Below are 24,566 nucleotides of genomic sequence, written 5' to 3'. Positions count from 1 at the left end.
CAGAAATTTATTATTTTTTTTAAATAACAATTTAATTTTTCTTGACCAAAAGAATTCAGAGGTTTATCCTAACTATGGAAAATCAACGACTGGATAAAAAGAAGCAAATGAAATTTTTTTATTCAATTTGACCTTTGACATTTGTGAAAAAATGCATAAGAAACTTGATCGTGATCAAGCGCTTATGGAAAGAAATTTTTTTCTCACTAAATTTCAAAAAACGCTCTATTTTAACCAGTCAGAAAAATCATTTTAAGAAGGAGAAAGCGATGAATGAGAAACAATTACGCTGGTATAATATTGCGCTGATGGCGTTCGTCTCTGTTTGGGGACTGGGAAATGTTGTAAACAACTACGCTCAACAAGGGTTGACTGTTGTTGTTTCGTGGCTATTAATTATGGCTCTTTATTTTGTACCCTATGCATTAAGTGTTGGTCAGTTAGGATCGACCTTCAAAGAGTCAAGTGGTGGGGTTTCCTCATGGATCAAAGAAACCTCAACAAAGCGGTTGGCTTTTTTTGCTGCTTGGACTTATTGGGTCGTTCACGTGCCTTATTTGGCACAAAAACCCCAAGGAATCTTAGTATCATTGAGTTGGTTATTTAAAGGAAACGGTACATTTGTATCAACGATGGGCTCCATGGAAGTCTCATTGATTTGTTTAGCTATTTTTCTATTCTTTTTATGGATTGCCTCTAAAGGATTGACGACCTTAAAAATGATTGGGAACATCGCCGGAACAGCCATGTTCGTGATGTCGATTCTTTTTATTCTTTTAGCAGTGACTGCTCCAGCAATGACTGGTGCTGAGATTGCTACACCAAATATGTCATCTGTTTCAACCTATATCCCTAAATTTGACTTTACCTATTTAACCACGATCTCGATGCTGGTATTTGCGGTAGGTGGCTGTGAAAAAATCTCGCCTTACGTAAATAACACAAAAAATCCTGCCAAAGAATTTCCAAAAGGCATGATCTTTTTAGCCGGTATGGTGGCGTTATGTGCCTTGCTCGGCTCGATTGCTATGGGGATGCTTTTTGATGCCAACCATATTCCAGAAGATTTGATGGTCAACGGCGCTTATGAAGCCTTTCAACGACTAGGAAACTTCTACGGAATCGGCAATTTCTTTGTCATTCTTTATTCCATCGCCAATGCGTTAGCGCAAATCTCTGCTTTGGCTTTTTCAATTGATGCCCCATTGAAAATATTATTGTCTGATGCTGATTCAGAATTTGTTCCAAATGGTTTAGCAAAACTAAACAAAAAAGGAACACCAGTGAATGGGTATATTATGACTGGTATCCTAGTCAGCATTTTGATCATTATTCCAGCACTAGGAATCGGCAATATGACCGAACTGTATCGTTGGTTGTTGAACTTGAATTCAGTTGTCATGCCATTGCGTTACTTATGGGTCTTCTTAGCTTTTATGCTAGTCAACAAACACGCCAATCGCTTTACTTCCGATTATAAATTCGTGAAAAACACCAAGGTTGGCTTTGGGATCGGCTTATGGTGCTTCTTGTTCACGGCCTTTGCCTGCATTTTAGGGATGGTTCCTAAGCTTGATTATGCGGCAGATCCGCAAGCTTGGTTCTTCCAATTGGCCTTAAATATCATTACGCCAATCGCCTTTCTTTTGATTGGCTTGATCTTGCCGATCATTGCGAAACGTGTAAATAAAAAATAATCATTCCCTCAAAAAAGAGGTGTCCGACAACTATTTCGGTTGTCGGGCACCTCTTTCCTTATATATGAACTTTTCCGCCGTGCGAGGCATTTGGTCCATCCTCTTGCCGAAGCGTTCATTCTTCTTCATTGTCCTCTTTGTTGTCCTCTTTGATTCCATACTTGATCCATTGCACCTTATAGCGAAAATCTTTGATCAGCTCTTTTGCGGTCCATTCATTCGAAATAAAATCTGTCAGACTATCCATCACGACCGCCATAATAAAATAAAGGAAACTGACAGCTTCTTGCGTATCATGGATCGTAAAGCGATTTTCTTCCAACAGCTCCAACCACTGACGAATCATGGGCGAATCGTCAGAGATCGCATCGCGCTTCGTCCAGGCATTGCTTTGGGTACATAAGTGGATCATTTTCCAATGATCATCTTCAGGTGACCATTGACTGCACCAAGCCAAGTATTCTTCGATCCCTTTGAAAAAATCATTTTTGTTGCGATTGATAAACGTAAAAATCGCAGAATGGATTTGGTTTGAATAGTCGGCGATCGCATAGTCATAGGCATCTTCTAAGTTTTGAAAGTACTTGTAAAACGCCCCTCTAGAAATGTGCGACTTTTCGACGATGGCAGAGACCTTGACTTGACTGATGTGCTTGCTGAAGAATTCTTCTAAAAGCACGGCATCGATTTTTTCTTTTTTCTCTTGTTTTAAATGAAAAAATGTTGTACTTGGCAAGGGATTCTCCTCCATCATTCGCAATCTACTCCCTCTATTATAAACTAATCCCTCTACTTTTCCACTCAGACTTGTGCAGTTTCTCTTGACGGGGCGTTTTGTTCGATCAGATTGCCATCTTCCATTCGGAAAATGCGATCACTCCATTGGATCATTCGCTCGTCGTGAGTGACCATGACTGTCGCTTTCTTTTTCTCATGCGCTTCTTTCACCAATAACTTCACCACTTCATACGCATGATCGGTGTCTAAGCTGGCAGTTGGTTCATCCGCCAAAATCAAGCTGGGGTCATTAAACAACGCCCTGCCGATCGCTACTCGTTGACGTTCCCCACCAGATAAATCGCGGGGAAACTTGTCTTGAAGATCGAGAATATCTAATGAAGCAAGCAATTCATCAATCCGTTCCTTTTCCTTGGCTTTTCCTGAAACTTTGTCGACCAAATAAAATTGTTCCTTTACCGTTAGAAAAGGGATCAAATTCGAGCTTTGCAAGATAAACCCAATCTCTTTAAAACGCAACTTCCCTCGTTGCTTTTCATTTAATTGGGAAAAGTTCACCTGGTTGATGATGATCTCTCCCGACGTTGGCCTTTGTAAGCCGCCAGCGATGGTCAAAAAGGTACTTTTTCCTGAACCAGAAGGACCGATGATACTGACAAATTCCCCTTCTTGAACATGAAAATTCAGTCCTTTTAATGCCGTTACTTCGGTATGCTGCTTGCCAAATTTTTTTATAATATCCTTCATTACTAAAATGTCTTTCATCTTTGTTACCCTCCTATTGCCGTGATTGGATCGACTTTTGTGACCGTCCGAATGGAGAATAAGCCGCCTAGAACTGCCACGAGAATCAAGATGCCGCTATAAAGCAGCCATTGCTTGAATTCAAAGAAAAATGGCATGGCATCTGGTAAAAACAAACTGGTGCCGTATGCCGCCGCAAAGGCTAGGGCTACCCCGATCACACCGACCATAAATGCTTGCGCAATAATTGATTTGGCAATAAAGCTGGTCCGAATGCCTTGGGCTTTCATCACACCAAAAATCGCCGTTTTTTGCAGGGTGATCACATACATGAAAATCCCCACGATTGCCGTTGCAACGACAAATAAGAAGTAGATCATGGCATTTAAGGTCAAGTTTTGGGCAGAAAATCCAGGAAGCTTTTCAATAAAGTCTTCCGTTGCCAACACTTTAAGCTGGGTTCCTTCTTGGTTATCGACTTTCGGATCACTTGATTTGGTCACAATGATATTGATGGGCTGCTCCTTGTCAGATGCAAATGGTTGATTAGCAAACTTCATTTTCGTCCAAGTATCGAGGGAAGTATAAATCACTGGTGACACCGTATAAGACGTTTCTGGGGTGATCCCAACGACTTTGAAGGTTTCATCTGAGCGTCCGATTTTCACTTGGTCTCCGACCTTGATACCTTCTTCTGCTAAATTTTCTGAAATCGTGATCTCATTTTCTTTTGAAAACAGCTTGCCCTCTGAGACTTCTGGTAACAAGAACGCATCGTCTTGTGTACCAAAAACAGTCACATTGACTTGTTCATCGTTGACCGTGATGACACTGCTATATAAACCAATCGGGGCTTTTTGGGTTCCTGCTACACGGTCTAGATCCCCTCTCGTCAATTGCGAAGCCGCAAATGTGTCATTCGCATCTTCTGATAAAACGATCGCGGATGAATCCCAGTCGACGATGGCCTTTTTAAAATCCCAGTTAAGTCCGGTGGCTAAGCCAGACAATATAAAAACAACATAGGCAATCAAAAACATGATTCCTACGATCAGCCCATATCTTAATTTTGAATAACGCATTTCTTTTATAGCCAGAAACATTGCTCTTTCCTCCTGTTTTCCAAATGTTGACAAAGTGTCACTTTTTGAAGAATACCACACAAGGTGACACTTTGTCACTTTTTACAACTCGAAATGTTTGCAAGGTTGATCGATCATTCTTTTTCTGTCATTCACTGAGGATGTTTTTTTTAAAGGAGTGAGAAAAAAGAGAGTTGAATAGTGGGCGTTTCGCGTAAAATACGCCATTTCCTTTTAACATTCTTGGCTAGATGTAAAAAAAGCATGGCCGACCGTAAATAGTCGAACCATGCTTTGGCAAAAACGAACACGAGGATTTCATTACTAGTATTCTTGAGATCAGCTGACTTTGCTTTGTCCAATTGTGGAAATTACTGCTCGTAACTGATGACACGAAGTATCAAACTGCCGTTTTTCCTCAGGGGTAAGCGTCAATTCAATAATTTCGCGGACGCCGTTTTGGTCCACGACTGCAGGAACACCTGTGAATAAATCGTTGATGCCATATTCCCCATCAAGGTAGGAAGACACCGGCAGAATCGCTTGCTCATCATTTAAGATCGCTCGAACGATTCTTGCGACACTCATCCCTATCCCGTAAAATGTTGCTTGTTTTCGATCGATGATTTCATAGGCGGCATTTTTTACTCGTTCAGAAAGAACCGCTAGATCGGCAACGGTCAAACGATCCTTTTGCTTGATCAATTCTACGATCGGTTGACCACCGATCGTTGTATGGGACCAGACAGCGACTTCCGAATCACCGTGTTCCCCAATGATATACCCATGAATATTCCGTGGATCGATGGCTAATTTTGCCGCCACTTCTTTTCGAAGTCTTGTGGTATCGAGGGTCGTTCCCGTACCAACAACACGATTGGCTGGCAGCCCTGACACACGCCATGCTTGATAAGTTAAGACATCGACTGGGTTTGAAGCGATGACAAGCACGCCATCAAAGCCTGAAGCCATCACTTGTTTTGTGACGCTTGCCATAATTTCGGCGTTCACATCGATCAATTCAAGCCGTGTTTGTCCTGGCTTTTGGTTGATCCCTGCAGTAATAACGACGATATCAGCATCTTTACATTCCGAGTACTCTCCCGCCCAAACTTTGATGTTTTCTTGCCCCCATGACATACCGTCTAACAAATCGAGGGCTTCTCCTTCTGCTTTGTCTCGATTGACATCGATCAAGACCAATTCATTGATTAGTCCTTGATTGATCATGGAATACGCAATGCTCGTTCCAACGAAACCTGTTCCGACAACGACAACTTTTCTGCTTGTACTTTTCATGTGCGATCCCTTCCCTTTCTTTTCAAATACTTGTGCTATTGTTTTGCGTAGAGTACGCATTTTCTCAAAAAATGGATGATTTTTTGTGTTTCCTTAATAACTATGACCGGCAATCAGCGCTTTGGTTTGCTGATACAAATGAACAGCATATTTTCCTAACACATAGCAGACGACAATCACGGCAAAGCTGGTTTCAATAATCGTTAAGGCTTGTAGAAACCCAAATATCAGTGGGTGATTCGCAAAAAACAGTGCTGATTTGAACATTGCAGTCGCCGAGATCACAAGAGGAAACGTAAATGCCGCATAGCTTGGGTAAAACCCGACTGCCAGCATGTTTTTCATATAAGCGACAACACAGAAATAAATCGTTTGTGACAATAACAGCATAAAGGCGACAAACCAAGCAGAGCCTTGTTCAAATACGGAAAGGTAACCTGCTAAGCAAAGAGAACCTGGTGCTGTTAAAATCGTGATCAAAGGAACTGCCGCACGTTCCGTCAGCTTTTGATGGACGACTCGCTTTAAAATAATCGGCAAAAGCGCAAAATACAATACCAATGCGATCCAGACGATCACTTCCCCTAGCTCTTTAAAAAAGACAGCAGAAGTATTGGGAATTACGCCAATCCCGACGAAGGTAATAAACCAGCTTGGATAAATGTATTCCAGCGAAAGGTCGACAGGCAAAATATGCACGACAACAAAATAGATCATTAGAGCAAAATGTAAGCCGATAGCCCCCCACCAGAGCAGATCATTCACCACTGCATTGGGAATGACCCGTTCAAAAACAGTGGAGATCACCATCAGCGCCATCGTAAAGGTCGGCGCCACCGAAGCAACGATTGGGTTTTGCAACTCTGACATCGTGTGCTTAAATGTAAAGCATACTTTCAGAAGGAAGAGCCCCATGATGAAAATACCAAGGGTGCAAAACGCATTTCCAACCGTCTCCATTCCTTCTGAATACAATAAATTCCCCAAAGACACAGTGCCTAAAATCAAGCCGCAAATCGGGATTGGCAATGAATGTAAAAAATGCTGGATCGATGTTTTCATCAACTCATCCTTTCTTAACGTATGAAAATTTCAATTAAATTTGCTTTCTTTTTTCTCTACACTTATACTATAATCACCTGATAACTATTTGTAAAATTGTACTTTTAAATACTAATTATAAATATTATTAATAATAAAGGAGTCCGCAAAATGATTGAATTGCTCAAAACCTTCATTGTTGTTTATGAAACGAGAAACTTTAGTCTTGCCGCAAAACAGCTCTATAAAACTCAGCCAACGATCTCCTTGCAAATCCAACGATTAGAGGCGGAACTTGGCTTCAAACTTTTTGAACGTAAAGGAAAACAATTGATTTTACCCACTAGCCAAGCGGAGTTTTTGTATCCTCGTGTGGTCGAGTCCCTCCGCTCATTGTCCACTATTTTTTCGCAAGCCAAAGACACCAAAAATTTTAAAACAGCGTGTGTGCTCGCTTGTTCGAATACCACCGCCGTTTACTTACTGCCTAGCATCATGGCACAGCTGATTGCAGAATTTCCAACATTTGCCTTTGAAATCAAAATCATGAATTCGCAAGAAGTGATCGATGCCGTCGAATCAAACAAAGCCCATATCGGCCTGATCGAAAAATCAATCGTTTCGCCATTGATCCAAAAAGAATTCGTTTATCGCGATGAATTGGTGTTAGCAGGCAACCTCGCTTCTGATTTTTGGGTCTTGCGAGAAAACGACTCGGGGATGTATTACATTAACGAAACCTATCTTTACGCACAGCACCTAAATCCGCAAATCATCAAAGCCAATAATAGCGAAGTGATTTTGTCCCTACTAAAACAAAACATCGGCAAATCGATCATTTCGAAACTTTCATTACCAGAAGAGTTGCCTTGGCAGGAACTTGATCCAGAGTACCGCTATCGTGATCTTTTTATCATTCAGAATCGTCAACGTGTGACGCCGGAAACCGGAGAGGTTTATGAGGAGATTAAACGGCTGTTGTTAGCATTGATTCCATAAATATTAGTCTTTTGAACCAATTAAAGTGAATACAAAAAAAGACGCTGGAGTGTCGTTTGTCACTCCTCCAGCGTCTTTGTATTTTTATAATTCCTTGATAAACCGTTTCTGTTCATGACTGCTGTGGTAGCCATGATTTTCATAAAACCTGTGAGCAGCATGGCGTTTAACATTCGAATTTAATCGAATACCTTGCATTCCTCGCTGTCGGGCTTCTTCTTCAATTGCCGACAGTAGTTTCCCGCCAACGCCTTGCTTTTGCACTTGATCATCCACTACCAAACCTAGGACATTAAAAAATTGCCCAGCAGAATAAACTGTTGAATACGGCTGTGCTTCAATCATCCCAACTGCTTTACCCTTTATTTCGGCAACAAGCAAGAGATGATCCTCCTCAGCTAAAATTCTCTTTAGGCCTTCGATCAATACTTCTTCTTCGATTGGATAGCCTAGTACTTTCGACAAATGAGTTAGTTCTTTATGATCAGACAATGCTGCGGCTCTAATTTTCATGATATTCTCCTGTCTTGCAGCTTTTGACTCAACTATATTTTTAGAATGCTTATTTGTCAAGAAAGCCCGTTCTGCGCCGCTGATGTGAAATACCAAAAACTACATAAACTGAGATGGAAATAAGAATTAAAAGAAAACCGACAAGCTGCCTTCTGACTTTCCTCCTTTCGTGCAACTCGTACAGAGGAGAGATTTTTGCATACCTTGGAAAGGATGGGTTAGGTATACATTCGCTATTGGCATTCAACCTACAAAGATTCTCGTCTGTTTCGCATTAGTATTAAAAAAGGCTCGTAAATACTTTGATAAGACTTACGAACCTTTTTCACTTTTCTATGGCACAAGCGGACTCGCCGCTTCGCGTGACTTTTTCTCAGTAGCAATTACTCTACATACAATGTCACAAATTTTGCGTGGCCTATCTTTTCAAGAGTGACTACATTCTTTTCCACAACCAGTGCTTCTTTTGTAGCTTCTTTTAAATCGACTGTTTCTACTAACTTCACTGGATGGTTGAATGTGATCGTTGCGTGTCCACCTTCATCTAAAAGCCCATTGTATAGACGCAAAATATAACCTAGACGATCTTCGGCTTTTTTCAATACACTCAGGGTCAAATTGCCATTGATCTCAAAAAGACTAAAGTTTGCCGGTAAGGTTGGTTTAACCGGTCCTAAAGTAAATATCAAGCGGGAATTCAGGAATTCTGCGGATTGATAAAGAGTGATCGGTGTTACTGCTTGTTTGGCACTCTGTGCAACATTTGCTTGATCAAATCCTTTAGCAAAGTAAGCAACAGAGAAATCAAAATGCATCGTTTTGTGGCACTGCGCAGCTGGTGTCGCAATCACTGATTCTCCTGAAGCACGCCCTGGTCGATACAGTAGATTCTCTTTCCCCATGAAGCCATAGGTTCGGAAAATCGTTAAGCGAATCGTATCAAACGCTTTCCCCACGATCTCATATTCACGTACACCCTTGGGCATGACTGCTACGCCATGGGATGCATCGAATAAACCGACAAACGATTGACAAGTTTCTATGGCGATCGGCTGCTCATTCCATTGCTCTTTATTAGCTTCCCAAAGAGCCATTTCTTTTTCAAACACAACAGGGCGCTGCAACGTGCCAAACTGTTGGTCAGCCAGAGAAAATTTCGAGGCAATTCCGGTATCAAATAGCACACATACCCGATGACTATCCACTTGTTGGTTTTCAACCGTTAAGTTGAAATCAATTTGTTGCGATTGTTTTTTCAACACGATCGTCAATTGGATCGGTAGTGAAGCCGAGACCTTCTTTTCTGCACGTTCAGCTAAATCCTTCGGAACCCTCAGCGTGAATACCACATCAATCTTTTGGTAGATTGCTGATTGCTGAATCGAGATCGTTGGTTGCGCATCAATTGATGAAATCACAAAATCTTTCACAGGTGGTGAATAATTGAATGAATCACCATCGTCGCCATTTTCTTCAATGATCCCTTGATTTTGATAAAGCACCTGATTGGTTTTATCTAGAATATCTAACGAGCCATTGCTATTGACAGTGGTCTGATAGTACTCATTTTCGATCGTATTGGTTGTAATCTCCTGCAATGGTGCGCTTGTATCACCTTTTAAATCAATTGTCAGCTGGGTATACCCCATACTCGGCACATCAGTCGTTTCTATGGCAATCTTTGCTTTATAGACTTTCTCCGGCAAATAGATCTCCTTGACTGGATCTAATATGTTCCCCTGATTCAACACATACTCCGTTTGGTCGGTAAGCTCTAAAATCGTATAAGGTAACGCCTGACCTGACTGGTCAAGGATCGCAAAATCTTTTTGCGGCAAATAAACCTCTGCTTCGATCACCCCATTACGTTTTGTGTCATAGGTATTGAAAAGCGTAAAAGTAATTTCTTTTGCTTGTGGGTTGTTGATTGCAGTAGAAATCTGTCGTAACATCAATTCGACAAGATTCATAGAAATATCTCGCGCTTGCTTATAGCGCATATAGATATCTTCGTTGGTCGTATCAGAAACACAAGAACCGATCGAATCATGCGCCGCATTTTCAAACATTAACTTCCAAATCTCTATGACTGTTTCTACGGGGTACTCAAATCCTAATTGCATAGCCATGGTTAAGATAGGCTCCATGACATTGACTAAGTAATGTTGGATCTGTGTGTTCATCGCCTTCAAATCAGGACGTGAAGAAAAAATCGTTTTGTGAATTCGCATCAATTTGCCGTTGATCAGTTCACCAGCGATTTCTTCCAACTCAGGATGGCGTACTTTGACCGCAGCAATGTATTTTTCGATCGTTGAAAATTGTAACTCATACTCATCCTGATACAGTTGATTCATTCGATCAACCAATTCTGGAAGATTTTCTCTAACTGGTGCTTGGTCGAAACCATTTGGAAAATACACTTGATCCGTTGCACTGCGCCCCCAAGTCGTTTTAAACGGTTCTTGATGTAAGAACTCTGCTAATTCTGCTTCTCGTTCAGGAATGGCACCGCCAATGTAGTACCCACTTGGGATCTGGTAAACATTGACCACAGAACCATCTTCTCCACGCCATTTGTACTCTGTGTGTTTAACATCGTCATCACTGACACCGCGCCAAAACATTGTGTCTGTGATACCAAACTCACGATAGATTTGTGGCATACTAGCTGCTTGTCCGAAAGAATCTGGCACATAGCCGACATTCATGTAGGTTCCGAATGCTTCACAAATTTTCATGCCATATAACATATTACGAACAATGCTTTCTCCCGAGATCACTAATTGATCGGTTTGTGTGTACCATGGGCCAATGATCAATTTTCCTTGTTGAACAAGTTGTTGAATCCTTTCTTTGTCCTGTGGGCGCCATTTCAAGTAATCATCTAACAGAGAAGCCTGTCCATCTAAAATGAAACTTTCATAAGGATCATCCTTTTCTAGTTGTTCAATGACGTTTTTTAGATCGTGCATCAAATAGATTTTCGAGCGACTCGTCGTAAAATACCATTCGCGATCCCAATGACTGTGGGGTACGACATGTACTGTTTTTTTCATTCAATCATTCCTCTCCCGTGATTAAAAAAGGCACGTAACGATGGGTGTCGTTCGTGCCTATTAATTTTTCTCAATTTTTTTACCATCTGGTACGCATCATTTGATCCTTACATAAATGCTTCGAATTTTGAAAATCGTTTCTCTTCAAATACTCTTGTTTTCTTCCCCAAGTCTTGTCCTTGTCAGATACCTTAAAGCGTTCTTGAAAAATCACCTGCTCGTGCCTTTTCTTTTGCTACTATTTAGCTAATCAGCCTTGTTACTTAGTTTTCAAAGCTCACTTCAATATCATCGAGGGCAATATCTTCTGTTTGTTCTTCTTGCTTATTGAAATTCACGAATAAAGGCGCGACAAAACCGATGAAGGCTGCTCCTGCAAATAGTCCAATCAAATACGCCCAACCGTTTCCAACAGTGAAGAAGCCGTAGATTCCCCCAACTGGTGGCATTTTGTCATACATTCCTAATGCGATCCCCAAACCAGAAGCAATTGCACCTCCCAACATGTTGATCGGCACAAGCCGTAATGGATTGACTAATGTAAAAGGAATTGCTCCTTCTGTGATTCCGATGAACCCCATAATAAAGTTATTACGCCCAGCATCCAGTAGCTCTTTGTTGAATCGATTTTTGTGGAACAAAGTTGCTAAGGCATATCCAAATGGTACCGCACAAATCGCAACGTTCACGATGATGGCTGGTAAATAGACTCCTTCCGCTAGTAACACATTTCCTGCCATCCAAGCAGCTTTGTTTACAGGTCCCCCTAAGTCAGAGCCAATCATTGCCCCCATGATGAATGCCAGTAAAATTTTGTTAACGTCATTTTCAATCATGGTTCGGATCCATTCAACCAAACTAGTATTGATCCACGCCAAGGGCTCAGAGAGTAAGGCGCCCATGACGATTGCTACGGACAATGTAGCAATCAAAGGTAAAATTACCAACGGCATCACCCCAGCAAACGACTCCGGTAATTTGATATGTTCTTTCGCCCACTTCACTAAGTATCCTGCTAAGAACCCAGCAATAACTGCCCCTAAAAACCCAGCATTGGTGCTAGAAGCGACTGCACCACCGATAAAGCCGGCACCTAGCGCAGCCTTATCTCCAACAGAATACGCGATAAAACCAGCCAAGACAGTATTGATCAAGCCGATTCCTGTCCACCCTACTTGTTCAATCAAATAAAGCGCATGTTTAAAGCCTTCCGTGTCAGCATAAGGATCTAAGCTTGTGATCCCCATACCAAGAGCAATCATTTTCGGAATGGCAACAACCAGTGAAGCACCAATAATCAATGGCAGTACAAAACTAATTCCACTCATCAAGTGGCCTTTTAAATCTGCTAGAACTCTTTTCATCATCCTTGCCTCTTTCCTTTAGTTTGCGTTTCTTTGTTCAACAGCAGCTACACATTTCTTCAGCACCGCTTCCGGTGCCTTGATACACGTATTGATATTTACTCGAATTTGCGGTTTTCCTTCAAACCGTTCCATCCCAACAACTTTTTGGTCAGTCGCTAAAAGCAAGAAATCCGCTTCTTTTGCTTCGGCTGCAGTGATCTCATTGACTTGCCCTAATGAGCCTTGCTGTTCGATCTTGACCTCATAGCCAAGTTTCACACCAGCTTTTTCTAAAGCTTTTGCCGCCATCGGTGTATGTGCCAATCCAGCTGGACAGGCGGAAATTCCTACTATTTTCATACAATTTTCTCTCCCATCATTTCCTTTTTGATCAATTCTGCTAAATAAGCTTTGTCTTCTGATTGTTGAATCTGCTGGATGAATGTCTCTTCAAGCAATGCGGTTGCTAGGCGACTCAACATTTGCAGATGCACCGTTCCTTCATCTTTTTTAGGAACCATCAAAGCAAACACATTTTTGACTGCTGAATCATCGAAGGTTTCCCATTCGATGGCTTGCTCTAAACGAATAAACAAAACGGTCGGTTCCAAAACGGGTTCAGCTTTTGCATGTGGAATAGCAAAGCCTTCTTGTAAGCCGGTTGAATATTGTGCTTCCCGTTCAATGAATGCCGCACATGTATCTGCTGCATTGGTAACGATCCCTGATTCATAGGCATGATGCGCAATTACGTGAAACAGTTCTTCTTTTGATGTAACAGCCACATTCAAGAGAATATTTTTTTTCTGAAAATCCATCTCATCTGCTCCTTTCCTTTATTATGAAACCATTAGCGTAATTCGTGTGGTTTATTTTCTGTACACGTTTAATTTACGGTTTCTAATTCACGATGTAAACACAACAAATTTCCAATTCAAGTGGCAATCATTAGTAAAGCGTTTTCCAAAATGATTGCCAACTCTTCTGGAAATTTTCGGTACTGGTGAAGCATTTCATTCTTATTCTTTCTATTGTATGATGAGAAAGAGCACGGAGGTGAAACAAGTGTCAAAACTTGCTTATCAACGATTAGATGATCTAATGGAAGTATTAACTAGACAAACGGCGCCGCTACCAATGAAGGAGTTAACAAAAAGCTTCTCGATTTCTGAGCGAACGGTTCGGACCGATATTGCAAATTTGAATGATTTGTTAACAAATGTGGGTGCCTCCATCAAGTTGATTCGAGGGCAAGGCTATTTGTTGTCTATTGGTTCAAAAGAACGATTTCATGACTGGTGGACTGAAAGTATGTCGACTACCGAGTCCTTTCTAACTACGAGTGAAGAACGACAAGCCTATCTACTTTTCCTTTTATTTAAGAATGAAAACCCTTTATCCTTAGATGATTTTCTTGATCGATTATTTATTAGTAAAAACACCTTTTACTCATACTTAAAAACGGCTCGAGACAATTTAGCGACCTATCAATTAAAAATAGTAAATCGTCCAAATATTGGCTTTGAAGTCTTGGGTAACGAATTCGCCAAGCGACAAGCAATCAGTGATCTTTTGATTGAAAAAGATCTCCAAGAGTATTTGGTGGGTTTTACGGAAATGGAACTTGAGTTGTTTGATACGATTGATCTGACCCGCTTGCAAGAATTGTCATTAAATCATCTGGCGCCCTTAGACTTGTTAGACTCTGACTACTATCATAAAAACATTCTTTCTCATTTTGCTTTAGCAATCAGTCGCTTTATAGCTGGCCATCAGATCAACGAATTTCCCTTGCACGTGCCCGCGCTCAAAGAAGACGCCCAGAAAGTTGTTGGTCACTTCTTAGAAGAAATCGATCATGCATTTGATATACAATTGACTGCTGGAGAAAAACAATACTTCATTTACTATCTTGCGATGAATGCACCACGTTTAGTTGAAACAGGCGATGCAAGCGATTCTTCCACGAAAACTGCGAAAGCCATTGTGGAAGAATTATTAACTGCGATCAAACAGACGTCAAACTATGCGTTAGAGACAGACAAGATGCTAATAGACGATTTGACATCTCATATTGAGGGCTTTATCAACATGAATCTAATGGATGCACGCCGTAGCAATCCATTGCTGGCAACGATCAGAAAATCTTTTCCACAGGCTTATGATTTATGTTTGACTCATTTAGAAACGGTAAGCCTGAAACACGGTTTTTATTTTTCTCCTGATGAGATCGGCTATATCGCTTTGCACATCGCAGGTGCTATGGAAAGGAGTTCCATCAGAAATCATCATAAACATCGCGTCATCCTTGTTTGCGGAACCGGTCGAGCCATGAGTCGTATTATTGAAGCAAAAATTATCAAGCACTATCAAGAAACGATCGAAGTCGTTGATCGCTTTTCTTACGTCGAGCTACAACAATGTGATCTTTCTGCCATTGATTTTGTGATCACAACCGTTCCATTAGAACAGTTCTCGGTTCCTTCTATTTACATCAACATGGCCAAGCTAGATAAAGAAATTGGCAAAATCGAACCGTTCATTGAAACGCTCAGTGAATCAAAAGATGGTATCTATTCATTGTTTCAAAAAGCATTTTTTCTTCATGAAAATCATGCAGATAAAGAAACCTTACTAAAGAAAATGGCGCAGCAACTGTACCAAAAAGATTTTGTGCCCCAAGATTTTTATGACAGTGTGAAAAAACGAGAAGCAATCAATCAGACCAATATTAACGAGTGGCTTGCTATCCCCCATCCCATGACCTTGATGGCAAAACGCTCAGCCGTTTCAGTGGCGATCATTCCTGACGGCGTTGATTGGGGAAATGGTGATTTGGTTAAATTCGTCTTTCTCTTTGCGATTCAAAAAGACGAATATGAAGATACCGAAGAAATCTATAGTCTTTTATTAGAGTTGATGGATCGTGAAGATATTCAACAAGCAATCCTGCAAAATAGTGACTATCACCACTTTTTGAGCTGTATAAAGCAATTATAAAAGGAGCTGGGGAATCCAGCTCCTTTTGTTGATATGACTAATCTTATTTGATAGCTCTTTTTCTCATTCATAGTATGCAAGATTAAGATTGTTTCTTGACCTTTAAAATTTTAAATATCATTAACAAGATGAAACCAATAATACAAAACAATCCAACGAGAACATATCGTTGATCTGCAGTTTCTCCTGTCTTAGGCAGAGCAGCACTGTCTGATTTTTTTATCCTTTTATTTTCTTTTTCTAACACTTTTGGCATCGATATATTAGTGGAGCGATCATTTATTGAAAATTTGATCGGTGTTTTATCAATTTGATAACCACTCGGTGCTTTGGTTTCAATCAACTGATACTCTCCTACTTCTAAATTACTTATCTCAACCTTTCCATCTTTGCTCGTAACTATGTTTTTTTGTACAATATTTCCTTTCGAATCTTGCAGCTCAAACTCTGCATTTGCCAGTAGTTTTCCTGTTTCGCTGTCTACTTTTTTCAGAGTTACTTTCCCAAGTTTTGGTGATACATAAGCATTCTTGAAAATAATCGATTCTTGGTACGCTGGACTTGCCACTAATTGTCCCGATTGGTCTTCCACATTTACGGTTACATGGTATTCTGTTTGGTCATAAGTGATCGTGCTATCTGTCCCTGCGACTTCTCGGATCGTATACTTGTATGTGCCTGCTTGGTCATAGTCGATCGCATCGAAGTAAATTTTTCCGTTGGCATCATTGCTCTTGGTTTGGAGCACTTCCCCTTGTTCGTCCAACAGCTGGAATTGAAATTCATCCGCACTTAGTGCTTTGCCAGTCAATTCTTTACTTGCTTCTAGAACCGCACTTCCTTTTGCGGGATTGTAGCTATTTTTAAAAACAGCACTGCCTTCATAGCTTGGACTTGCCACTAATTGCCCCGATTGGTCTTCCACATTTACGGTTACATGGTATTCTGTTTGGTCATAGGTGATCGTGCTATCTGTCCCTACGACTTCTCGGATCGTATACTTGTATGTGCCAGCTTGGTCATAGTCGATTGCATCGAAGTAAATTTTTCCGTTGGCATCATTGCTCTTGGTTTGGAGCACTTCCCCTTGTTCGTCCAACAGCTGGAATCGATATTCATCTGCACTTAGTGCTTTGCCAGTTAGTTCTTTACTTGCTTCTAGAACCGCACTTCCTTTTGCGGGATTGTAGCTATTTTTAAAAACAGCACTGCCTTCATATAATGGATCGTTTGTTTGACTTCTTTGGTTTCCGTAGATTCAATCATGTTTGGCGAATAAGTGATAGTCACTTCGCGATCTTTGTCCTCTGCTGTCAAACCTGTGACTTCCTCAATGCTTGTTTTGTCTGCGTGATAGTTTTTGATTTCAGGACTTTTCACTTCATCAAACGTTGTATCATCATCTTTGGCTTGCCATTCACTAAAAGTTTTGTCACCTGTTGCTTCATTCGTTGTCACTGTCCGTGTAAAAGTCACAGTGTCCGTCTTGTCTGACGCGGCTTGTTTACCGTCCTCATAAACATAATGGATCGTTTGCTTGACCTCTTTGGTCTCCGTAGATTCGATCATGTTTGGCGAATAAGTGACAGTTACTTCAAGATCTTCTGATTCTGCAGTCAACTCATGACAGATGTAATAAGTTATCTCTCATAGTAGAATCAAAATTTTCAAACCTACTTCTAATGAAATGGAAAAAATCGTCATTAAAAGATTCTACTCCTTTTATATTCTTTCTCAGAAGTTCCGAATCTTTTAATATCTCTTCACAGTCTACAATGGATAAGCTAGAGATACTTTCATAAATAAAATAGCCCTCAGGATTATCAATGAAGCATTGGGGATAATTTTGATTATATTCAAGTATATCTGAAAGTAAGTCTTCAGTTTTTTTTTGGTAACTACGTGTAGGATTTTTTTCATCATTCTTATATTTTTGATACTCCACAGATCCTAAAAATTTTTTTGATTTAAGGGTATCTCTGTACTTATCTGGATAAAATAAGTACAAATAAATAATTGCCAATTGTTGTTCAATTTGTGTATGTCCTAGCTTCTTGTATTTTATTAATTCTTGTTTTAGGTAAAAACTAAATTGATCTAAGTCACGTAAATTTCTATTATCTTCTATAAATATTGTTGCTAAGCTTTCTTTAATTTCTAAATCAAAGATAGTACCCAATCTTTCAAAATAGTCTCCCCAAATTTTTTGAGGATGTAAAACATAAGGAAGTTCAACCCTTTGATCAATAATCTTTCTTAGATAGTCATTTTCATTATTAATTATATTCTCAAAATCACCTACAAAAACAATAGGAAGTTTATTATTTAATACATTGAAAAGCTTATATGCACTTTTTTGAGTGGGGAGCGTCAATAATTTTGTGTAAATGATTCTTCCCTACTGCAGATTGTTTCTAATTCTCAATCAGTTGGCTTAGCATTTGTTCAAGTTCGCCTTCGGCCTGTTGAAAGCCTTTATGACTGCGACCTAGGAATTTTTGGTTGTAAGTATCAAAAGACGAGACTAAGAAACGTTCCATCGACTCTTCGTTTTGGAACTGTTCCTTGCGGTGGCTGTATTTCTTGATTTGCTTATTAAAGGATTCAATCAAGTTCGTAGAATAAATACTCTTGCGTATGGCCAAGGGGAAATCATAGAAAGTGAGCAAGTGATCGTTCGAAAGAATCGATTCAACCACTTTTGGATTGCTGGTTTTCCATTTTTCCGCAAAAGCACCACGTGCTTCCAACGCCACCTCTTTAGATGAGGCTTGATACACCATTTTAAAATCATCACAGACTTCCTTACGATCATCGACACGCACTTTGTGACTGATATTACGGGAAACGTGTACACAACAATGTTGAAAACGAGCTTTGGGATAGAACCGACTAATCGCTCCTACCATCCCCTTTAAGCCATCCGTGATGAACAGGAGGACATTTTTCAAACCGCGCTCTTGAAGGTCCAATAAAATTTCCTCCCAAATCGTGATGGATTCAGTCGGTGCAATCGCATAGCTCAATACTTCCTTTGATCCGTCCGGGCGAATGCCAACTGCGATATGAATAGCTTCCTTGGCGACGGTTTTCCGCTTTAACGGAATATACGTTGCGTCCATATAAATAGCAGCATAACGGTCATGAAGCTCCCGCCCTTTAAACGCCGTTACCTCTTCTGTAAATGATTTTGTTATATTGGACATGGTTTGGGGCGTGTAGTGATGCCCATACATTTTCTCAATCAAGTCTGCGATTTACGACATGGTAATACCTTTTCGGAAGAGGTGAATGACGGTCTCCTCTAACGTGTCATTCGTCCGTCTATAAGCAGGAACAGTCTGTTGCTTGAACTCACCATTGCGGTCGCGCGGAATCTGGAGATGAAGTTCCCCATACTCGGTCTTGACCGTACGGTCATAGGAGCCGTTACGAGAATTACCCGTGTTAAAACCAATGCGATCATACTTTTCGTAATCTAGGAAAGCCGTTAACTCCGTTTTGAGAAGCGTATTGACTGCTTTCTCCAAATGGACACGGAATAATTCATTCAAATCGCCTTTGTTCGCTAGAGTCTTTAGAATTTCTGTAGTAGAATCGTTCATAGGGAAGTCCTCTCTTCTGTGAATGTGTTGTGGTAACTCTATTCTACAGAAGGGACTTCCTTTTTTCTATTTACACAAAATATTTTACACTCTCAAAAGTTATGATAAAATACATTTGCGATACAAATAATATTAAACCAATAATTATTTTAAAAGAATATCGTAAATGGAGTTTCTTAAAATTTTTTACAAATAAATCATAGGAAATAAGTAAGCTAATTACTATAATTGAATACAATATTACATAAAGCAAATGTAAAAGTCCCATAGACATTTCTCCATTTCTTTTTTACTGTATACCAAGACTATAAGTATGAGATTTTACCTTTTCATTCCAACTATATAAATTTATTTTGCATATCTTTTTGTTTCTCTTATTTTATCTAGAATAAAACTTGTTTGACTATAATCAGTTAGTTCACGTATTACTTTTTTCACCGTACGATCAACTGCGCAAATACCAAACATATCAGAATAGAAGTCAGTTATTGATTTGATTGGACTAAACAATTTTTCTGATAATTCAGTTTTTTTTGAGTAATTCATTTCTAAGTACCCTTTGTCTACTAGCCGATCAATAACTAAATAAGCTGTATTCAGCTTAAATTCTGGGTATTTTTTTACAAAGTTACGTTTTGTTATCCCTCCCTCGCATTCATATAATGAAATCAAAACTCGGTATTCAATTTTAGTTAAATCTACCATCTTCAATTTCACCTCTAGTAGTCCATAATATATAAAAAAATGAAGCTTGAAAAAAATACAAATGTTACATCAAACCTCAAAATAAGTTTCTTCCTAATTATTCCAATATTTGTAATTCTATCATAATTTTTGTATCGTTTCACAAACTTCTTGATAGTTTTTATTTCCTCCGGATAAATTATAAACTTGTTTAAATCCTTTGTTCAGTAAAATATTTTGTGCTGCATTTCCAGTAACGCCTTTATTACAATAAGTTACTGTCACACATTCTTTATCCAATTCCTCATATCGATCTCTTAACTCAGCTAAAGGTATGTGAATTGCTCCCTCAACTTTCGAAGTTTCAAACTGTTTTCTTGATCTGGTATCAATAATTTGTAATTTCTCGCCGCTATCAATTCTTCTCAATAGCTCTATAGGGGTCATTAACGGGGTATCATTATTTATATCGTTGTTCAAAGCCATCCCAGTATAATGAATGGGATCTTTTGTTGTAGAAAAAGGTGGAGCATATGCTAAATCCAAGTGAAATAAATCTTCAGCAGCTGCGCCAAATGAAATAGCAGTAGCAAGCACATCGATCCGCTTATCTACCCCATCATAACCTATGATTTGAGCCCCAAGTATCTTCCCATTTTCTTTATTTGCGATTGCTTTGATCACCATTTCTTTACCATTCATATAGTCCGGCTTATTAGGTTTAATATTATATAAAGTAGTAATAGCTATATTATTTGCTAAAGCATCTTTTTCTGTGAGACCAGTTTGAGCAATTGTTAAATCAAAGAATCGTAAAATACCAGTTCCTAAGATTCCCTTGTGTCGTAGATTGCCACCTGTAATAACATCTCCTGCGATCCTTCCCATTTTATTGGCTGTTGAAGCTAAAGGTCGATAAATTGGTCGCCTAGTTATGCGATCAAAACTTTCTGCAACATCACCTACAGCATAAACATTTGGAAAATTGGTTTCTAACTTATCGTTTACTTCTATAGCTCCGGTAATTCCTAATTTAATTCCCATGGATTTTGCTAATGCGGTGTTCGGCTTTACTCCGGTAGCTAATACAAAAATATCTGCCGAAAAGATAGTTCCTTTAGCCGTTTCAATAGACTTCAGACTACCATCACCGTTAACTTTTCTGACGGTTTCTTCAGGGAAAAAGGCAGTGTTTTTCCTTTTCATTTCATTAATGATTCTTGAAGACATGTCCCAGTCTAAATGGGACATGGGATATTTACTTCGTTGAAGTAACGAGACCTCAAGACCTAGTCTCTGTAACTGCTCGGCCATTTCTAAACCAATATATCCAGCACCAATGACAACTGCTTTTTTTGGCTCGTTTTCATCTACAAACTTCTTGATACTTTTCCCACTCGAAATATTTTTCACCTGAAAAACATTCTCAAAATGTCTATTAACAAATATTTCTGGGGTATTATAAACCGATCCTGTGGCCAACACTAAAACATCAAAATTATTGGTAAATGATTTTTTTGTAATTAGATTGATTCCGTGCACCAATTTTTTATCATAGTCAACCTGAGTTATTTCATGAGAGGTATGAATATCTACGTCGTACCTTTTTTTAAACCATTCAGCATTACGAGGCGTCAGTTCATCAAAGTTTTCCACTTCTCCCCCCACTGCATATGGAATCCCACAAACTGCGTAAGACACATCCATATCTTTATCATACAAAACAATCTCTGCATCTTCCGTATTTCTTCTTGCTTTTGCAGCGACACTTGTTCCAGCAGCGACAGATCCAATAATGATGATTTTCATTTCTCCACACCTATCCTTTATACGTTCTTGATTTCACTCAAAGATTCCGGATTTATGAACCAGTCTTTTGTTTTATTAGAAACCTTAACTAAAAGTAACATAACTGGCACTTCCACAAGTACGCCTACGACTGTTGCTAAAGTTGCTCCCGACTGTAATCCAAAAAGTGATATTGATACCGCTACTGCCAACTCAAAAAAGTTACTTGCTCCTATCATTCCAGCAGGAGAAGCAATATTATGTGGCAACTTCCAAAATCTTGCCCAACTATAAGCAATTGTAAATATTAAAATCGTTTGAATCGTTAAAGGAATTGCAATCAATAAAATATGCAATGGATTAGCAATGATTCTTTCACCTTGGAAGGAGAAGATAATGATCAGAGTTAGTAATAAACCAATAATCGTCACTGAATCAAATTTCTTCAAGAAGACATTTTCAAAATAGGTTAAACCTCTTTTTTTTATGATCAACACTCGAGTAATGAAGCCTAAAAACAATGGAACAACTACAAAAAGAACAGTAGACAGTAATAAAGTAGCTAAGGGGACACTTACATTATCAACACCTAACAAGAAAGCAACAATAGGTGCAAATAATACTAGGATAATTAAATCGTTGATTGCGACTTGAACCAAAGTATAGGCAGAGTCACCTTTTGTTAGGTAGCTCCACACAAAAACCATCGCTGTACATGGTGCTGCTCCTAGAATAACTGCACCAGCGACGTATTCTTTTGCTAGTTCTATTGGAATCAATTGTTGGAAAATCACATAAAAAAAGAGTGCTGAAATGCCATACATCGTAAACGGTTTAATAAGCCAATTAGTAACGCACGTGATAACTAATCCCTTAGGTTTTTTAGCAGCACGAACAATACTGGTAAAATCAATTTTTAACATCATAGGATAAATCATCAACCATATCAAAATAGCCGTTGGAATTGAGACCTGAAAATACTCAAATTGACTTAATGTATCAGGAATAGCTGGAGCAAACTGTCCAATCAATACTCCGATTATCATACACAAGATTACCCATAGAGTTAAATACTTTTCAAAAAAGCCTAACCCTTCAGCTTTACCTTTTGATTTCATTTTTACTTTCCTCCTACTTAGATCCTTCTTTTACTTTGCATACACAGTTGTCTTCATTATTTACAAGTAATTGTTGAATAGATTCCATAAATTCTACAACAAATTCTTCCCTCAATGAATAATGGTGCCATTGCCCTTTTTTACTTACACAAACGACACCCGCTTTTTCAAGTACTTTCATATGATGAGAAAGTGTAGGCTGCGTAAAATCAAAATATTCAAGTAAATCACATGCACACAAACTACCGCAAGAAAGCACATCTACTATTTTCATACGATTTGGATCCGCTAGAGATTTTAATACTAATGAAAGAGATTCATAATTCATTCTTCGACCCTCCTTATATAGATGGTTGTCTATATATGTAATATAGACAACCATCTATATAAGGTCAAGTTGTTTACTCATAATTTCTAAGTAAATAGGAATTAATAGCATAGTTAGTACTCTCACTATAGGTTAATTTAGCATAGAAGAACTGTTAAAGAATATTCTATCTTGAACTCTTTTATAGTTATAGCAATCAAAGAGAGCTCATAAACCCTTAAGTTTTTGACCACATCCAAGATTTGTCCTAATACTCATAAACCTAAATTTTAATTGAACAATGATTTAGCTACGAGTTTATGAACACAAAAATAGAGTGATACACATAAATTACAGTATCTAAAAAGAGTGTCCAGAAATTAGTCATTTTCTGAACACTCTTACTCAAAATAACTCATTATGAATTTTTTATGATTCGAGAAAGCTTTTTGCACAATCTACATGGACACTATTAATGATTTAAAAATCTGTTTAAAGGAGTGTCCAACAGAGTATACTCTGCTGGCCTTTGAATCCCCTAACTAAACGATGTGCTGAAAAAAGAAAATATCTATATAAATATAGTATGATTAATTATTTAACTGATGACTAGATTTATAAAATAATTTAAAAAAGTAATCAGCTTCAAATTCCAACAAGATATTTTTTTTTAAGAGGAGTAGATGAAAAGGATTTTGAGTTTCGTATTTTCTGAAAAACAATATCTATAAAAATATTTACGATAGCTAAGATTGAAATAGAAATTGAAGAAAGAGGAGATATAAATGAATAGAATCATAGTTACAAGAAAACAATATTGCCATTCCATTAAATAGTGAAAGAACCTCAAGATTCAAATATAAACCATCATTGGTACAGGTAATCTTGTAGTTTGTTTGATAATAGGGCGCCATTTGATGGAAGAGTAGGGGTCGAACTATCATGTTGCTTAAGAGATCGAGATTTTTAGTTAACATAAACATTTACATGTTTTTAATTATATTGATTTATAGCTTTTTAAAAGAGACAACTTTGTATAAAATCTATGTTATGTAAACTGAAATTATTCATACATCATTTTTCAAATATAATTAGCATTTTATACTTTTTTGAATTAAAATAGACTTAAGATTTAGTAGTAGTGCCAAAAATAAAAAAAGAAATACTATTATTAGGAGGAAGCATTATGGCAAACATAAAATATGTTGGTAATGACACAAAGAAATCTGAAAACGGAAAAATTCATAGAAAAGAAGGTAATTATACTGGTTGTGGAGCAAGAATTGATGACAATCCACAAGATTGGCAGTCTACGACTTCTTCTATCACTTGTGAAAAAAAAGGCTGTAAATAGAACCACCTCAAAGTATTAATTTAAAAATTAATCGGATAAGCAATATAGCACAGCTTTGGCAACACTATAAAATCTAAATATGAAACCGCTATCTTGGTTTGTATGTATTTTAGTTATCACTTACTACTTAGTGATAGCTAATAGATTGTTCCATATCAATTCTGAATAAGAACCATACATTGTTTCATTGTT

At 38.6% G+C, this 24,566-nt stretch carries 21 protein-coding genes and 1 pseudogene; 4 read left to right on the top strand and 18 right to left on the bottom strand.

From position 1 onward, the window contains the following. Positions 1-269: 269 nt before the first annotated feature. Complete coding sequence (locus IGI82_RS04115; RefSeq protein WP_005225272.1) at positions 270-1,697, top strand: APC family permease; 1,428 nt, start codon at positions 270-272, stop codon at positions 1,695-1,697. Positions 1,698-1,812: 115 nt separating this feature from the next. Here IGI82_RS04115 and IGI82_RS04110 read toward each other — a convergent pair whose 3' ends face one another. From IGI82_RS04110 to IGI82_RS04090, 5 genes are all read right to left on the bottom strand, one after another. Further along, positions 1,813-2,451, bottom strand: a complete 639-nt coding sequence (locus IGI82_RS04110) for a TetR family transcriptional regulator (RefSeq protein ID WP_060792684.1) — start codon at positions 2,449-2,451, stop codon at positions 1,813-1,815. Positions 2,452-2,498: 47 nt separating this feature from the next. Continuing rightward, the gene (locus IGI82_RS04105) at positions 2,499-3,200 is read right to left on the bottom strand and encodes an ABC transporter ATP-binding protein (RefSeq protein ID WP_060792683.1); all 702 of its coding nucleotides are present in this window, start codon (positions 3,198-3,200) and stop codon (positions 2,499-2,501) included. Between the two features lie 5 nt (positions 3,201-3,205). Next, positions 3,206-4,282, bottom strand: coding sequence for an ABC transporter permease (locus IGI82_RS04100; RefSeq protein ID WP_438841782.1), 1,077 nt, complete (start codon positions 4,280-4,282; stop codon positions 3,206-3,208). Positions 4,283-4,600: 318 nt separating this feature from the next. Then, positions 4,601-5,560, bottom strand: a complete 960-nt coding sequence (locus tag IGI82_RS04095) for an L-lactate dehydrogenase (protein WP_010747562.1) — start codon at positions 5,558-5,560, stop codon at positions 4,601-4,603. A 93-nt stretch (positions 5,561-5,653) separates the two neighbouring features. Then, on the bottom strand, positions 5,654-6,622 hold the full coding sequence (locus tag IGI82_RS04090) for a TDT family transporter (protein WP_060792681.1): 969 nt from the start codon (positions 6,620-6,622) through the stop codon (positions 5,654-5,656). A 150-nt stretch (positions 6,623-6,772) separates the two neighbouring features. Between IGI82_RS04090 and IGI82_RS04085 the strand changes: the two genes are divergently transcribed. Next, positions 6,773-7,600, top strand: coding sequence for a LysR family transcriptional regulator (locus IGI82_RS04085; RefSeq protein ID WP_081117234.1), 828 nt, complete (start codon positions 6,773-6,775; stop codon positions 7,598-7,600). 84 nt (positions 7,601-7,684) lie between these two features. Here the strand turns inward: IGI82_RS04085 and IGI82_RS04080 are convergent, their stop codons facing one another. From IGI82_RS04080 to IGI82_RS04060, 5 genes are all read right to left on the bottom strand, one after another. Next, positions 7,685-8,113: a GNAT family N-acetyltransferase gene (locus tag IGI82_RS04080; protein ID WP_005225265.1), complete on the bottom strand. Its 429-nt coding sequence runs from the start codon at positions 8,111-8,113 to the stop codon at positions 7,685-7,687. Positions 8,114-8,496: 383 nt separating this feature from the next. Beyond that, positions 8,497-11,172: a mannosylglycerate hydrolase gene (gene mngB / locus IGI82_RS04075; RefSeq protein WP_438841781.1), complete on the bottom strand. Its 2,676-nt coding sequence runs from the start codon at positions 11,170-11,172 to the stop codon at positions 8,497-8,499. 263 nt (positions 11,173-11,435) lie between these two features. Then, entirely contained in the window at positions 11,436-12,536 is a 1,101-nt protein-coding gene (locus IGI82_RS04070; protein ID WP_118214723.1) for a PTS fructose transporter subunit IIC, read from the bottom strand. An 18-nt stretch (positions 12,537-12,554) separates the two neighbouring features. Further along, positions 12,555-12,878, bottom strand: a complete 324-nt coding sequence (locus IGI82_RS04065; protein ID WP_005225262.1) for a PTS fructose transporter subunit IIB — start codon at positions 12,876-12,878, stop codon at positions 12,555-12,557. After that, complete coding sequence (locus IGI82_RS04060) at positions 12,875-13,336, bottom strand: PTS sugar transporter subunit IIA (RefSeq protein ID WP_005225261.1); 462 nt, start codon at positions 13,334-13,336, stop codon at positions 12,875-12,877. Before IGI82_RS04060 ends, IGI82_RS04065 begins: the two co-directional genes overlap by 4 nt. Before the next feature lie 247 nt (positions 13,337-13,583). Here IGI82_RS04060 and IGI82_RS04055 point away from each other — a divergent pair, with 247 nt between their 5' ends. Then, on the top strand, positions 13,584-15,518 hold the full coding sequence (locus IGI82_RS04055) for a BglG family transcription antiterminator (protein ID WP_060792678.1): 1,935 nt from the start codon (positions 13,584-13,586) through the stop codon (positions 15,516-15,518). 82 nt (positions 15,519-15,600) lie between these two features. On the opposite strand, the gene IGI82_RS04050 is transcribed toward IGI82_RS04055, so the two are convergent. From IGI82_RS04050 to IGI82_RS04015, 8 genes and pseudogenes are all read right to left on the bottom strand, one after another. Continuing rightward, positions 15,601-16,776, bottom strand: a complete 1,176-nt coding sequence (locus IGI82_RS04050; protein WP_311957804.1) for a Spy0128 family protein — start codon at positions 16,774-16,776, stop codon at positions 15,601-15,603. Then, positions 16,677-17,138 (bottom strand): mucin-binding protein, encoded by a 462-nt coding sequence (locus tag IGI82_RS04045; protein ID WP_311957802.1) that lies wholly within the window; start codon positions 17,136-17,138, stop codon positions 16,677-16,679. Before IGI82_RS04045 ends, IGI82_RS04050 begins: the two co-directional genes overlap by 100 nt. Position 17,139: 1 nt before the next feature. Next, a complete protein-coding gene (locus IGI82_RS04040; protein ID WP_311957803.1) occupies positions 17,140-17,892 on the bottom strand; it encodes a hypothetical protein in 753 nt (250 codons plus the stop codon). Between the two features lie 40 nt (positions 17,893-17,932). Further along, a pseudogene (locus tag IGI82_RS04035) lies at positions 17,933-19,123 on the bottom strand (IS256-like element ISLgar5 family transposase). Positions 19,124-19,471: 348 nt separating this feature from the next. Further along, a complete protein-coding gene (locus IGI82_RS04030; protein WP_010748150.1) occupies positions 19,472-19,828 on the bottom strand; it encodes a hypothetical protein in 357 nt (118 codons plus the stop codon). A gap of 120 nt (positions 19,829-19,948) precedes the next feature. Further along, positions 19,949-21,616: an FAD-dependent oxidoreductase gene (locus tag IGI82_RS04025; RefSeq protein ID WP_086295851.1), complete on the bottom strand. Its 1,668-nt coding sequence runs from the start codon at positions 21,614-21,616 to the stop codon at positions 19,949-19,951. A 17-nt stretch (positions 21,617-21,633) separates the two neighbouring features. After that, a complete protein-coding gene (gene arsB, locus IGI82_RS04020) occupies positions 21,634-22,713 on the bottom strand; it encodes an ACR3 family arsenite efflux transporter (protein ID WP_005237696.1) in 1,080 nt (359 codons plus the stop codon). 13 nt (positions 22,714-22,726) lie between these two features. Continuing rightward, positions 22,727-23,041 carry an ArsR/SmtB family transcription factor gene (locus IGI82_RS04015; protein WP_010748148.1) on the bottom strand — a complete coding sequence of 105 codons (315 nt, stop codon included), beginning with the start codon at positions 23,039-23,041 and terminating at the stop codon, positions 22,727-22,729. Positions 23,042-24,206: 1,165 nt separating this feature from the next. Between IGI82_RS04015 and IGI82_RS04010 the strand changes: the two genes are divergently transcribed. Further along, entirely contained in the window at positions 24,207-24,374 is a 168-nt protein-coding gene (locus IGI82_RS04010) for a hypothetical protein (RefSeq protein WP_010748147.1), read from the top strand. The last annotated feature ends 192 nt before the right edge of the window (positions 24,375-24,566 follow it).

This window comes from Enterococcus sp. AZ067 (genome assembly GCF_051715005.1).
Classification (GTDB): domain Bacteria; phylum Bacillota; class Bacilli; order Lactobacillales; family Enterococcaceae; genus Enterococcus_D; species Enterococcus_D casseliflavus.
Note: the sequence above shows the minus strand (reverse complement) of the source record. Positions and strands in the feature narration are given on the sequence as shown.